Below are 13,465 nucleotides of genomic sequence, written 5' to 3'. Positions count from 1 at the left end.
GCCGCCTACATGAGCGGGGTCAGGAAGCGCCGCAGGGTTTCCTCGTACGCCGAAGGGTCCGCGTTCCACATCGCGCCGTGCGGGGCGTCCGGGACCTGGTGCAGGGTGATCAGGTCGGGGCGGCGGGCCGCGAGGCGACGCGAGGGGGTCCATGGGGCGATCGTGTCGGCGGGGCCGTGGAAGATCAGAGCCGGGACGGTGAGCCGGGCGGGGTCGGCGGCCTCCTGAGCGGTGCCGCCGTGCAGCCCGGCGCGGCCCTGGGCGGCGCGTACCGCCAGCGGCAGCAGCGCGCCCGGGGTGCGGCGGGCCGTGGCGAGGGCGCGCAGGGTGGTCTGCCAGTCGAGCACCGGCGAGTCCAGGACCAGCCCGGAGACCCGCTCGCGCAGCGCGGAGCGGGCGGCGGCCCGCAGGGCCATGGTGGCGCCGGTGGACCAGCCGTACAGGACGACGTGCTCGGCGCCCTGGCGCAGGGCGTAGCGGATCGCCGCGTCGAGGTCGCGCCACTCGGTCTCGCCGAGGTGGCCCAGGCCGTCCTGGGGCCGGGGGGCGCCGGGGTCGCCCCGGTAGGCGAGGTCGAGGACCGGGAACTGCTGGCGGTGCAGGAACGGCAGGACGTTCAGGGGGTGCTCGCGGGTGGCACCGAGGCCGTGCACGGTGATCACCCAGGTGCTGCGGGCGCCGGGCACGAACCACGCGGGCAGGGCGCCGAGTTCGCCGGGGATCTCGATGTCGAGGTGTTCGAGTCCGAGAGCGGTGCCGGGGTCGCCGCTGTGCACGTTCGGGGTGAGCCAGACCTTGTCGCGGGGTTCCAGCGTGCCGTGGGCGACCCGTTCGAGGCGGCGTACGACGGTGTCGGCGGAGTGGGTGGCGTGGCCCAGGACGGGACCGACGACCGCGTGGATGCCGTCGCCCGCGAGGCCGTAGACGCCGGGGCGCTGGGAGGCCAGGGTGCGGGTGAGGGCGACCCGGCCGGCGGCGGTGGCGTGCACGGTGAGCCGGGGTTCGGTGGGCAGGGGCCTGCCCGGGGGCGCCTTGAGCGCGGCGTCGCTGGCGTAACGGCCGGCGGCGACACTGGCGGCGCCGGCTGCCAGGGCTGCGGTGACGGCAGCGGCCGTCGCGGTGACTGGGCGCACGGACCCAGTCTCCTTGCGGAGCGCTCCGACGGCCAGCGGGAGGACGGGGCGAAAGTGGTGAAGGTGGTGAACGTGGTGAAGGCAGCGCAGAAGGCGGGCTCCTCCCCCGCTGCGCCCGCTGTCTCCGCTGTCCCCGGCTATCCCCGCTGCCCGTACCCCTTGAGCCGCTCCGCCGCCTCGCTCACCTGTTCCTCCGACAGCAGCGTGGGGGACAGACCGGGCACGGAGGACGCCGTCAGCCAGACGCGGCACATCCACTCCAGCTGGGCGGTGCGGTTGTACGCCTGGTCGAGGGTGGCGCCGAGGGCGAGCGTGCCGTGGTTCTGGAGGAGGCAGGCGGTGCGGCCGGTCAGGGCGCGGAGCGTGTTCTCGGCCAACTCCGCCGTGCCGTACGTCGCATACGGGGCGACGCGGACCGGGCCGCCGAGGTCGCCCGCCATGTAGTGGATCAGCGGCAGCTCTCGTACGAGCGTCGAGACGGCGGTCGCGTGGACGGCGTGGGTGTGGACGATGGCGCGGGCGTCGGTGGCGCGGTAGACGGCGAGATGCATGGGCAGTTCGCTCGTCGGGGTAAGGGTGCCGAAAAGCCGGCGGCCGGTCAGGTCGACGCCGACGACGTCCTCGGGGGCGAGCCGGTCGTAGGGCACGCCGGAGGGGGTGATCAGGACGGTGTCCCCGTCCCCGACGCGCACGGAGACGTTGCCGGAGGTGCCGACGACCAGACCGTCGGCCACCGTGCGGCGGGCCGTCGCGACGAGCGCGGCCCAGGCGCGCGCCGTCCCCTCGGGCACCGCGTCCCCCTGCGCCGCACCCGCTCCCCGCAGGTCGTCCCGCTCGTCCCGCCCGTCGCGTCGCTGCTCAGCCATGCCCTGATCCTGCCAGGCACGGTCGGTGACCGGGCGAGGGCACTGTAGGCGGCAACTCCGGTGGCCGTAAGGGCGCGTACGCGTGCACATCGGCGTATAGGCGCGCTTTGATCGGGGACCGCCGGAGATATGACGATCTTCCAGTAGCCTCCTGGAGATTTGCCTCGCGCGCGGCCATTCCGCGCAGCCATTCCGGGGGGAAACATTGGCCAGTGATCGCACCCTGTTCGCACGCGTCCACCGCAAACCGTCACGCCGCCGCTTACGGGCCTTCGCGGCCACCGCGGCGGCGATCACCCTCGGGGGAAGCCTCCTGACGGGGGCTCCGGTCTCGGCGGCGGGGGAACCTCGCGGGAACGACGTCTCGGCGCACCAGAAGGACGTCGACTGGCAGTCCGCGAAAGCGAACGGCGCCACTTTCGTCTACGTCAAGGCGACCGAGTCCCACACCTACCGCAGTCCCTACTTCGGCCGGCAGTACGACGGTTCGCGAGCCGCGGGCCTGATCCGCGGCGCCTACCACTTCGCCCTGCCGGACAGGTCGTCCGGCGTCACCCAGGCCCGGTTCTTCGTGCGCAACGGCGGGGCCTGGCGCGCGGACGGCTGGACGCTGCCGCCCGCGCTCGACATCGAGTACAACCCGTACGGCAGGCAGAAGTGCTACGGCCTCAGCAAGGCGGGGATGGCCACCTGGATCACGGCGTTCAGCGACGAGGTCAGCCGGCTCACCGGCCGCCGTCCGGTGATCTACACGACCGCCCACTGGTGGAACACCTGCACGAACAGCAGCAGCGCCTTCACCTCGAAGCACTCCCTGTGGCTGGCCCGTTACGACGCGGCGGACGCGGGGGCGCTGCCCGCAGGGGGCTGGCAGTCCTGGACCTTCTGGCAGTACGACAACAGCGGCTCACTGCCGGGTGACCAGAATCTCTTCAACGGGTCGTTTGCCCAGCTCAGGCGGTTGGCGAAGGGGTGACGAGCGCGGGCGTCGCTCGCTCTGCGGCTCCGTTGGAGCGGCGCCCCGTTTTCGGTCATCCGCCATCCCCCGTCAGTTCATCTTCCGTTCATTCAGATTGCCTACGGTCCAACAGCCAATACCGTACGGAAGAAATCTGGGTAAATGGAAAGCTTCTCGCTGATCCTCGCGATCGTGGTCGTCACCGCGCTTGCGTTCGATTTCACGAACGGTTTCCACGACACCGCCAACGCGATGGCCACCACCATCTCGACCGGTGCGCTCAAGCCCAAGGTCGCGGTCGCCATGTCGGCCGTGCTCAACCTCGTGGGCGCCTTCCTTTCCGTCGAGGTCGCCAACACGATCTCCAAGGGCCTCGTGGACGAGAGCGGCATCCGTCCCGAGGTCATTTTCGCGGCGCTGGTCGGAGCGATCCTCTGGAACCTGCTGACCTGGCTGGTCGGGCTTCCGTCCAGTTCCTCGCACGCCCTGATGGGCGGTCTGATCGGTGCGACCATCGCCTCGGCCGGAACGGGTGCCGTCCACGGCGACGTGCTGGTGACGAAGGTGCTGATCCCGGCGATCGCCGCCCCGCTGGTCGCGGGCATCGCGGCCATGCTGGCGACCCGGCTCTCGTACACACTCGGCGCCGGGCGGGCCGAGGGCAAGGCGGCGGAGAAGGGCTTCAGGGCCGGTCAGATCGCCTCCGCCGGCCTGGTCTCGCTGGCCCACGGCACCAACGACGCGCAGAAGACGATGGGCATCATCACCCTCGCCCTGGTCGCCGGCGGCGCCGTCTCCCCCGACTCCGATCCCCCGGTGTGGGTCATCCTCTCCGCGGGCCTGGCCATCGCGCTCGGCACGTACCTCGGCGGCTGGCGCATCATCCGTACGATGGGCAAGGGCCTGACCGACCTTCAGCCCCAGCAGGGCTTCGCCGCCCAGACCAGCGCGGCGACGGTCATCCTGGCCTCCTCCCACCTCGGTTTCTCCCTCTCCACCACGCACTCGGTGTCGGGGTCGGTGATGGGCGCGGGCCTCGGCCGCAAGGGCGGCGTGGTCCGCTGGTCGACGGCGACGCGGATGTTCGTGGCGTGGGGGCTGACCCTGCCCGCCGCGGCGCTCGTCGGTGCCCTCGCGGAGTACGTCACCGGCTTCGGCGACTGGGGTACGGCTGTGGTGGCCGTCTTCCTCATCGCTTCGAGCGCGGCGATCTGGGTCGTGTCGCGCCGCGAGGTGATCGACCACACGAACGTCAACGGCGTCGAGGGCGAGACGGAGCCCGCGGGCGTCGTCACGACGGCCATCGCCGCCGTGACCCCGCCGCCGGCCGGCACGGTCGCCGACGGCCTGACGGCCACCATCCCCGCCCCGGCCGAGGTCACGGCGAAGCCGTCGGCCACGGCCCTCTGAGTCCGGCTCCCGGTCCGAGCGAGAAGCAGAAGGAAGCAACATGAAGATCGACTGGGCAGCCCTCGGCTCCGTCTTCGGCGTCAGTCTCGTCATCACGGTGGCCATGGTGGGCGTGTTCACCCTGGGCATCGTCGGACTCTCGCGCCGCGAACGCGCCCTCGCGCAGGGCGAGTCGGCGGGGGCGGCGGTCACCGGCGCGTACGCGTGCTTCGCCGTCTGCGCGGCTGTGGTGGCGTACGGGATCCATCTGATCGTGGCCTGAGGCCCGAAGGACCCCGTCCACGTCCTTGGCGCCCGTTCCGCCCGTGGCCACCTTGTCGGTGGCCGTGGGCGGGGCGGGCGTTCGGCCGTCCGCGGGCGGGCGTTCATCGCCCTGATCCGGGTGCGGTGTGGGGCTCAGCACAGTCTTCCTGTCCAGGTCAACGGCAAGTTGACGGGTGTTCCGGGCCCGTGGTGGACTGCCGGGGCCATGTACGGCAGCAGAAGAGGAAGCCGGTGTGAATCCGGCGCGGTCCCGCCACTGTCACCGGGGTAGGTAACCCCGGGAGCCAGGAACTCTTGCCGCCGGTCTCGTCGAACCAGGGCGTGGACACCCTGAGTGAGGACATATCGCCATGCTCGGCTGCCGTTCGAGGTACAGCACCAGATCGCTGCCCGATCCCACGGCCGGCTGAGCCGATGCGTGCCGATCGCGTCTTCGCGTACGGCGCCACCGCCGGACTCCTCGGTGACCTGATCCTGGGCGACCCTCGCCGCGGGCATCCGGTCGCCGCGTTCGGGCGGGCCGCCGGCGCCGTCGAACAACTGCTGTGGCGGGATCACCGGGGATGGGGCGCCCTGCACACCGCCGTGTGCGCGGGAGGCGCCGTCTCCCTTGCCGCAGCGGCCGGTTGCCTCGTACGTCCGTCCCGTACCGCTTCCGTCGCGCTCACCGCCGCCGCCACCTGGGCCGTCGTCGGCGGTACCTCCCTCGGCCGGGAGGCGCGGGCCGTCGGCCGGTCGCTGGAGACCGGCGACCTCGAGGGAGCGCGGAAGCGGCTGCCGCATCTCTGCGGCCGGGATCCCCAGGCGCTCGACTCCGACGGCATCGCCCGAGCCGTCGTCGAGTCCGTCGCCGAGAACACCTCCGACGCCGTCGTGGGCGCGCTCGTCTGGGGCGCCCTGGGTGGCGTACCCGGACTGGTCGGGTTCCGGGCCGTCAACACCCTGGACGCCATGGTCGGGCACAAGTCCGCCCGCTACCGGCGGTACGGGTGGGCCTCCGCCCGGCTGGACGATGTGGCCGGGTGGCCGGGAGCACGGCTCACCGCCGTACTGGCCACCCTCACCGGTGGCGATCCCCGCGGCGCCCTACGGGCCTGGCGGAGCGACGCCGGCAAGCATCCGAGCCCCAACGCCGGGCCCGTGGAGGCTTCTTTCGCGGGCGCCCTGGGCGTGCGGCTCGGCGGGACCCTGTCCTACGGCGGACGGGTCGAGCACCGGCCGGTGCTGAACCAGGAGGGGCGTTCCGTGGAGGTGCACGACATCGAGCGGGCCGTACGGCTGTCCCGTCGCGTCGGTCTGCTCGCACTCGGCGTCAGCGTCGCCGCGCGGGCCCTGATGAAGGGGCGTACCTGATGACGCATTCCATGAGTGGTGGGGCCCTCGGTGGCGGTCTGCTCGTCGCCGGGACGACCTCCGACGCCGGCAAGAGCGTCGTCACCGCGGGGATCTGCCGGTGGCTGGTGCGGCAGGGGGTCAAGGTCGCGCCGTTCAAGGCGCAGAACATGTCCCTCAACTCCTTCGTCACCCGTGAGGGTGCCGAGATCGGGCGGGCGCAGGCCATGCAGGCGCAGGCGTGCCGCGTGGAACCCACCGCGCTGATGAATCCCGTCCTGCTGAAGCCGGGGGGCGACCAGAGCAGTCAGGTCGTGCTCATGGGCAAGCCCGTGGGGGAGATGAGCGCCCGTGGGTATCACGGCGGGCGACAGCAGCGACTTCTCGGGACCGTGCTGGAGTGCCTCGCCGAACTGCGGGGCACGTATGACGCGGTGATCTGTGAGGGGGCCGGGAGCCCGGCTGAGATCAACCTCAGGCGGACCGACATCGTCAACATGGGAATCGCGCGCAACGCCCGGCTCCCGGTGCTCGTCGTCGGCGACATCGACCGCGGCGGGGTCTTCGCCTCCTTCTTCGGAACGGTCGCCCTGCTGTCTCCCGAGGACCAGGCGCTCGTCGCCGGGTTCCTCGTGAACAAGTTCCGGGGAGACGTGTCCCTGCTGGAACCGGGGCTCGACATGCTCCTCGGGCTCACCGGACGGCCGACGTACGGTGTGCTGCCCTTCCGGCACGGCCTCGGTATCGACGAGGAGGACGGGCTGCGCGTCTCGCTGCGCGGGACGGTCCGCGAGTCCACCGTGTCCCCGCCCGTCGGGGAGGACGTGCTGCGGGTCGCCGTGTGCGCGGTCCCCCTGATGTCCAACTTCACCGACGTCGACGCACTCGCCGCCGAACCCGGTGTCGTCGTGCGGTTCGTGGACCGGCCCGAGGAACTGGCCGACGCCGATCTCGTCGTCGTGCCGGGGACGCGTGGGACGGTGAAGGCGCTGGCGTGGCTGCGGGAGCGCGGCCTCGCCGACGCCCTCACCCGCCGGGCCGCCGAGGGACGGCCCGTGCTCGGCATCTGCGGCGGCTTCCAGATCCTCGGCGAGCACATCGAGGACGAGGTCGAGAGCCGACAGGGCCATGTCGAGGGGCTCGGGGTCCTTCCCGTACGGGTGCGGTTCGCCCGCGAGAAGACCCTCACCCGACCCGTCGGCAGCGCCCTCGGCGAACACGTCGAGGGGTACGAGATCCATCACGGGGTCGCCGAAGTCACCGGCGGGGAGACCTTCCTGGACGGCTGCCGGGTCGGCAGCGTCTGGGGTACGCACTGGCACGGCTCCCTCGAATCCGACGGGTTCCGGCGGGCGTTCCTGCGCGAGGTGGCCGCCGCCGCGGGCCGCCGCTTCGTACCGGCCGCCGACACCTCTTTCGCCGCGCTGCGCGAGGAACAGCTCGACCTGCTCGGCGATCTCATCGAACAGCACGCGGACACGGACGCGCTCTGGCGGCTCATCGAGTCGGGCGCGCCACAAGGACTGCCTTTCATTCCACCGGGAGCGCCCGCATGAGCACAGTGTTGTTGTTGTCGACCGCCGACACGGACCTGCTGGCGGCCCGGGCCGCCACCGGCGCCTCGTACCGGATCGGCAATCCGACCCGGGTGGACGTCGCGGAGGAGCTGCCCGCGCTCGTCGAGGGCGCGGACATCGCCGTCGTACGGCTGCTGGGCGGCAAGCGCGCCTGGGAGGACGGGCTCGCGTACCTGAAGACGTCCGGTGTGCCCACCGTGCTGCTCGGCGGGGAGACCGTGCCCGACGCCGAGCTGATGGCCGAGTCGTCGGTGCCGGCCGGTGTGGTCGCGGAGGCGCTGCGGTATCTCGTCGAGGGCGGGCCCGCCAACCTCGTGGAGATGGCGCGGTTCCTGTCCGACACCGTGCTGCTGACCGGTGAGGGGTTCGTCGAGCCGCAGAAGATGCCCGAGTACGGCACGCACGGCTCGTACGCGCGGGAGAACGGCCGTCCGACCATCGGAGTGCTCTTCTACCGGGCCCACGAGCTCAGCGGCAACACCGGGTTCGTCGACACGCTGTGCGAGGCGATCGAGGCGCGGGGCGCCAACGCCCTTCCCGTGTACTGCGGTTCACTGCGCGGCGCCGACGCGGGCCTGTACGAGCTGCTCGCCGGCGCGGACGCCCTGGTCGCCACGGTCCTCGCCGCCGGCGGTACGCACGCCTCGGAGGCGTCGGCCGGCGGTGACGAGGAGGCCTGGGACATCGGGGCGCTCGCCGACCTCAATGTGCCTGTGCTGCAAGGGCTTTGCCTCACCTCGTCCAGGGCCACGTGGGACGGTTCCGACGCCGCCCTCTCCCCCATGGACGCGGCGATGCAGGTCGCGATCCCCGAGTTCGACGGCCGGCTGATCACCGTGCCGTTCTCCTTCAAGGAGGACGGCCCCGGCGGCGTACCCGTGTACGTCGCGGACCCCGAGCGGGCCGCGCGCGTCGCCGGGATCGCCGTACGGCACGCCCGGTTGAAGTACAAGCCGAACGCCGAGAAACGGCTCGCGCTCGTCTTCACCGCCTACCCGACCAAGCACTCGCGCGTCGGCAACGCGGTGGGCCTCGACACGCCCGCGTCGGCGGTACGGGTGCTGGACGCACTGCGCGCCGCCGGGTACTCGCTCACCGAATACCCCGACAACGGCGACGAGTTGATCCACCGGCTCATCGCGGCCGGCGGCCACGACGTGGAGTGGCTGACCGAGGACCAGCTCGCCGCCGCGCCCGCGCGCGTGCCGCTGGCCGACTACCAGGCGTGGTTCGACACGCTGGACAGCGAGCTGCGGGACGGCATGCTGGAGGCGTGGGGCGAGCCTCCGGGCTCCCTGTACGTCGACGGTGACGACATCGTCCTGGCCTCCCTCCAGTTCGGGAACGTCGTCGTGATGATCCAGCCGCCGCGCGGCTTCGGCGAGAACCCGATCGCGATCTACCACGACCCCGACATGCCGCCCTCCCACCACTACATGGCGGCCTACCGCTGGCTCGAGAATTCCTTCGGCGCCGACGCGGTCGTCCACATGGGCAAGCACGGCACCATGGAATGGCTGCCCGGCAAGGGACTCGGGCTCAGCAAGGGGTGCGGGCCGGACGCCGTGCTCGGCGAACTCCCCCTCGTCTACCCCTTCATCGTCAACGACCCCGGCGAGGGCACCCAGGCCAAGCGACGCGGGCACGCCACGATCGTCGACCACCTCGTACCGCCGATGGCGCGCGCGGACACGTACGGCGACCTGGCGAAGCTGGAGCAGCTCCTCGACGAGTACGCGCTCGTCTCCGACCTGGACCCGACGAAGGCGCCGGCGGTGCGCGCGCAGATCTGGACGCTGGTCAAGGCGGCCGAGCTGCATCACGACCTGCATGTGGACGACCAGCCGGACGACGACGCGTTCGACGAGTTCGTCATGCACATCGACGGCTATCTGTGCGAGATCAAGGACGTGCAGATCCGCGACGGACTGCACATCCTCGGCGGCGGCCCGGAGGCCGAGCCACGCGTGAACCTCGTCCTGGCGGTGCTGCGGGCCTCGCAGGTGTGGGGCGGCACGGCGAACGCGCTGCCGGGGCTGCGGGCCTGCCTGGCCCAGCACTACGGGCTGGTCGAGAAGGAGCTGCTGGCCGAGCCGGGGGCTCCGGTGAAGCTGCCGATCGAGCTGACGGATCTCGTCGAGGGGCCGTCGCGTTCGGCCGCCGACGCGATCGATCTGCTGGAGCAGCTGTGCCGACGGCTCGCGGAGGGCATGGAGGAACGGGCATGGGACGCCACGACGGTTCCCGCCCTCGTACGGGACGTACTGGGTCTCGAACTGCCGGACGCCGTCGCGGTGTTGGAGTTCGCCTGCCGTGAGGTGGTGCCCCGGCTGGCCCGGACGACCGACGAGATCGACCACATCCTCAAGGCACTTGACGGCGGTTACGTCCCGGCGGGACCTTCGGGTTCGCCCACGCGCGGACTCGTCAACGTCCTGCCGACCGGCCGCAACTTCTACTCTGTCGACCCCAAGGCCATTCCGTCCAGGCTGAGTTGGGAGGTCGGACAGGCGCTCGCCGACTCGCTCGTGCAGCGGTACCTGACCGACAACGGCGAGTACCCGACGTCCGTCGGCCTGACGGTCTGGGGTACGTCGGCCATGCGGACCCAGGGCGACGACATCGCCGAGATCCTGGCGCTGCTCGGCTGCCGTCCGGTGTGGGACGACGCGTCGCGCCGCGTGACCGGCTTCGAGGTGGTGCCGGTGGAGGAACTGGGGCGGCCTCGTATCGATGTCACGGTGCGTATCTCCGGCTTCTTCCGGGACGCGTTCCCGCACGTGGTCGGGCTGATCGACGACGCGGTGCGGGCGGTCGCGGAACTGGACGAGCCGGCCGAGTCCAACTTCGTACGGGCTCATGTGGAGGCGGATGCCGCGGAGCATGGTGATCGGCGGCGGGCGACGGCGCGGATCTTCGGGTCGAAGCCGGGGGCTTACGGGGCCGGCCTGCTGCCGTTGATCGACGCGCGCAACTGGCGGTCGGATGCGGATCTGGCTGAGGTGTACGCGGTGTGGGGCGGTTACGCGTACGGGCGCGGGCTGGATGGGCGCGCGGCCCGGGGGGACATGGAGACGGCGTTCCGGCGGATCGCGGTGGCGGCGAAAAATGTCGACACGCGAGAACATGATCTTGTCGACGCCGACGACTATTTCCAGTACCACGGCGGCATGGTCGCTATGGTGCGCCACCTGACGGGGGCGAGCCCCGAGGCGTACGTCGGGGACTCCGCGACTCCCGACCAGGTGAAGACCCGGACATTGGGCGAGGAAACGCACCGGGTGTTCCGGGCTCGGGTGATCAACCCTCGCTGGATGAGCGCCATGAGGAGGCACGGCTACAAGGGTGCTTTCGAGATGGCGGCGACCGTCGACTACCTCTTCGGGTACGACGCCACGGCCGGAGTCGTGGACGACTGGATGTACGAGAAATTGTCGGCGGAGTACGTCTTCTCGCCGGAGAACCAGGACTTCATGCGGAAGTCCAACCCCTGGGCGCTGCGCGGCATCACCGAGCGACTGCTGGAGGCTGCCGACCGTGGGTTGTGGGCCGAGCCCGACGCCGACACGATCGAGCGGCTCCGGGCGACCTACCTGGAGCTCGAAGGCGACCTGGAAGGTGACGACAAGTGAGTACCCCGTTTCCGTTCACGGCCGTCGTCGGCCAGGACGATCTGCGGCTCGCGCTGCTGCTGAACGCCGTCTCGCCGGCAGTGGGTGGTGTATTGGTTCGTGGCGAAAAGGGCACCGCCAAGTCCACCGCCGTGCGCGCCCTTTCGGTGCTGCTGCCCGGGGTCGACGTCGTCGCCGGTTGCCGGTTCTCGTGTGATCCCGGGGCGCCCGATCCGGCATGTCCCGATGGGCCGCACGAGGCCGGGGCCTCCGCGTCCCGGGCCGCCCGGATGGTCGAGCTGCCCGTCGGTGCCTCCGAGGACCGGCTCGTCGGGGCCCTCGACATCGAGCGGGCGCTCGCGGAGGGCGTGAAGGCGTTCGAGCCCGGGCTGCTCGCCGACGCGCATCGCGGGATCCTGTACGTCGACGAGGTCAATCTTCTCCACGACCACTTGGTGGACTTGCTGCTGGACGCGGCCGCCATGGGTGCCTCCTACGTCGAACGTGAGGGCGTCTCCGTACGGCATGCGGCGAAGTTCCTGCTGGTCGGGACCATGAATCCCGAGGAAGGTGAACTGCGGCCGCAGTTGCTCGACCGGTTCGGGCTGACCGTCGAGGTCGCCGCCTCGCGGGAGCCCGACCAGCGGGTGGAGGTCGTCCGGCGGCGGCTGGCGTACGACGACGATCCCGCCGGGTTCGCCGCCCGGTGGGCCGATGAAGAGTCCGCCGTACGGGCCCGGATCGTCGCCGCGCGGGAGTTGTTGCCGTCGGTGCGGCTGGGCGACGGGGCGCTCAGGCAGATCGCCGCGACCTGTGCCGCCTTCGAGGTGGACGGGATGCGCGCCGACATCGTGATGGCACGCACCGCCGTCGCACTGGCCGCCTGGGCGGGGCGTACCGACGTGCTCGCCGAGGATGTCCGGCAGGCCGCGTTGCTCGCTCTGCCGCATCGGCGGCGGCGGAATCCCTTTGACGCGCCCGGACTTGACGAGAACAAGCTCGACGAGACGTTGGAGGAGTTCGGCGGACAGGGTTCGGGTGGGGGTGAGGGTCAGGGTGACGACGAGGATCCTGATCCTGACCGTGATCCCGATCCTGGGTCGGACGGGCCCGGGGGTGGCGGTGGCCAGGCGCCGGAGTCCGACGGGCCGCAGGGGGACGACGCCGGTGCGCAGCCCGAGGCCGGGGAGGGCGGGGTGCCGCAGCAGTCGGGGGGCGGTTCCGGTGAGCAGCAGCCCGTGCGGGCCGGCGAGCCCTTTCGTACCAAGGTGCTGAGTGTGCCCGGTGTCGGTGAGGGGGCGGCCGGGCGGCGGTCGCGGGCGCGTACCGAGCGGGGGCGGACGACGGGGTCCCGGCGGCCTCAAGGGGCGCTCACCAAGCTGCACTTGGCGGCCACCGTGCAGGCCGCCGCGCCGCATCAGCGGGCGCGGGGTCGGGTCGGGCGTGGGCTGGTCGTGCGGCGGGACGATCTTCGGCAGGCCACCCGGGAGGGGCGTGAGGGGAATCTGGTCCTGTTCGTCGTCGACGCCTCGGGGTCGATGGCGGCCCGGCAGCGGATGAGTGCCGTCAAGGGGGCGGTGCTGTCGTTGTTGCTCGACGCGTATCAGCGGCGGGACAAGGTGGGGCTCGTGACGTTTCGCGGGGCGGGGGCCGAGGTCGCGTTGCCGCCGACTTCCTCGGTCGACGCGGCCGCTGCCCGGCTGGAGTCGTTGCCCACGGGTGGGCGGACGCCGCTCGGCGCCGGGCTGCTCAAGGCGCATGACGTGCTGCGGGTCGAGCGGCTCAGGGATCCCGCGCGGCGGGCGCTCGTCGTGGTCGTGACGGACGGGCGGGCCACCGGAGGGCCCGAGCCGGTCGCGTTCGGGGCGCGGGCGGCTCGGTTGTTCGCGGCCGAGGGGATCGCCTCGGTCGTCGTCGACTGCGAGTCGGGCGTGGTGCGGCTCGGGCTGGCCGCTCAGCTCGCCGGTGACCTGGGGGGTACCGCTGTGACACTGGATGAGCTGCGGGCCGATTCGATCGCCGGGCTGGTCAGGGACGTACAGGGTGACAGGCAGAGCAACAGGAGGGTCGCGTAATGCCACAGGGACAGCCGAGTGTCGTGCCGGAGGACGGGCTGACGACCAGGCAGCGGCGTAATCGGCCGCTGGTCGTGGTGCATACCGGGGTCGGGAAGGGCAAGTCGACCGCCGCTTTCGGGCTTGCTCTGCGGGCTTGGAATCAGGGGTGGCCCATCGGGGTGTTCCAGTTCGTCAAGTCGGCGAAGTGGAAGGTGGGGGAAGAGAACTCGCTTCGGGTGCTGGGGGCCAGCGGGTCG

At 71.6% G+C, this 13,465-nt stretch carries 10 protein-coding genes and 1 riboswitch; of the genes, 8 read left to right on the top strand and 2 right to left on the bottom strand.

Going from position 1 to position 13,465, the window contains the following annotated elements; all coding sequences use genetic code 11:
• Positions 1-5: 5 nt before the first annotated feature.
• Together ADL01_RS24350 and ADL01_RS24345 are read right to left on the bottom strand one after the other, a co-directional pair.
• Entirely contained in the window at positions 6-1,133 is a 1,128-nt protein-coding gene (locus ADL01_RS24350) for an alpha/beta hydrolase family protein (RefSeq protein WP_053744151.1), read from the bottom strand.
• A gap of 137 nt (positions 1,134-1,270) precedes the next feature.
• Positions 1,271-1,999, bottom strand: coding sequence for a class II aldolase/adducin family protein (locus ADL01_RS24345; protein ID WP_053744150.1), 729 nt, complete (start codon positions 1,997-1,999; stop codon positions 1,271-1,273).
• Between the two features lie 205 nt (positions 2,000-2,204).
• Here ADL01_RS24345 and ADL01_RS24340 point away from each other — a divergent pair, with 205 nt between their 5' ends.
• The 8 genes from ADL01_RS24340 to ADL01_RS24305 all read left to right on the top strand — a co-directional run.
• Positions 2,205-2,975, top strand: coding sequence for a lysozyme (locus ADL01_RS24340; RefSeq protein WP_234354773.1), 771 nt, complete (start codon positions 2,205-2,207; stop codon positions 2,973-2,975).
• 144 nt (positions 2,976-3,119) lie between these two features.
• Positions 3,120-4,367, top strand: a complete 1,248-nt coding sequence (locus ADL01_RS24335) for an inorganic phosphate transporter (RefSeq protein WP_053744149.1) — start codon at positions 3,120-3,122, stop codon at positions 4,365-4,367.
• A 40-nt stretch (positions 4,368-4,407) separates the two neighbouring features.
• Complete coding sequence (locus ADL01_RS24330) at positions 4,408-4,629, top strand: hypothetical protein (protein WP_053744148.1); 222 nt, start codon at positions 4,408-4,410, stop codon at positions 4,627-4,629.
• A 175-nt stretch (positions 4,630-4,804) separates the two neighbouring features.
• Positions 4,805-4,948: riboswitch (cobalamin riboswitch) on the top strand.
• 97 nt (positions 4,949-5,045) lie between these two features.
• Entirely contained in the window at positions 5,046-5,984 is a 939-nt protein-coding gene (locus ADL01_RS24325; RefSeq protein ID WP_053744147.1) for a cobalamin biosynthesis protein, read from the top strand.
• A complete protein-coding gene (locus ADL01_RS24320; protein ID WP_234354772.1) occupies positions 5,984-7,519 on the top strand; it encodes a cobyric acid synthase in 1,536 nt (511 codons plus the stop codon). The genes ADL01_RS24325 and ADL01_RS24320 overlap by 1 nt, the downstream gene beginning before the upstream one ends.
• Positions 7,516-11,172: a cobaltochelatase subunit CobN gene (gene cobN, locus ADL01_RS24315; protein WP_053744146.1), complete on the top strand. Its 3,657-nt coding sequence runs from the start codon at positions 7,516-7,518 to the stop codon at positions 11,170-11,172. The genes ADL01_RS24320 and cobN overlap by 4 nt, the downstream gene beginning before the upstream one ends.
• A complete protein-coding gene (locus tag ADL01_RS24310; RefSeq protein ID WP_053744145.1) occupies positions 11,169-13,226 on the top strand; it encodes a putative cobaltochelatase in 2,058 nt (685 codons plus the stop codon). Before cobN ends, ADL01_RS24310 begins: the two co-directional genes overlap by 4 nt.
• Positions 13,226-13,465 (top strand): cob(I)yrinic acid a,c-diamide adenosyltransferase (locus ADL01_RS24305; protein ID WP_199834917.1); only part of this gene is annotated, 240 nt, incomplete at its 3' end. The genes ADL01_RS24310 and ADL01_RS24305, both read left to right, overlap by 1 nt.

The organism is Streptomyces sp. NRRL WC-3618, from assembly GCF_001280005.1.
Lineage (GTDB): Bacteria > Actinomycetota > Actinomycetes > Streptomycetales > Streptomycetaceae > Streptomyces.
Note: the sequence above shows the minus strand (reverse complement) of the source record. Positions and strands in the feature narration are given on the sequence as shown.

What these genes read in the sequence shown, in the direction of transcription:
- ADL01_RS24345 (WP_053744150.1), bottom strand. Translation starts at nt 1,999, where the DNA reads ATGGCTGAGCAGCGACGCGACGGGCGGGACGAGCGGGACGACCTGCGG.
- ADL01_RS24335 (WP_053744149.1), top strand. Translation starts at nt 3,120, where the DNA reads ATGGAAAGCTTCTCGCTGATCCTCGCGATCGTGGTCGTCACCGCGCTT.
- ADL01_RS24325 (WP_053744147.1), top strand. Translation starts at nt 5,046, where the DNA reads ATGCGTGCCGATCGCGTCTTCGCGTACGGCGCCACCGCCGGACTCCTC.
- ADL01_RS24320 (WP_234354772.1), top strand. Translation starts at nt 5,984, where the DNA reads ATGACGCATTCCATGAGTGGTGGGGCCCTCGGTGGCGGTCTGCTCGTC.
- cobN (WP_053744146.1), top strand. Translation starts at nt 7,516, where the DNA reads ATGAGCACAGTGTTGTTGTTGTCGACCGCCGACACGGACCTGCTGGCG.
- ADL01_RS24330 (WP_053744148.1), top strand. Translation starts at nt 4,408, where the DNA reads ATGAAGATCGACTGGGCAGCCCTCGGCTCCGTCTTCGGCGTCAGTCTC.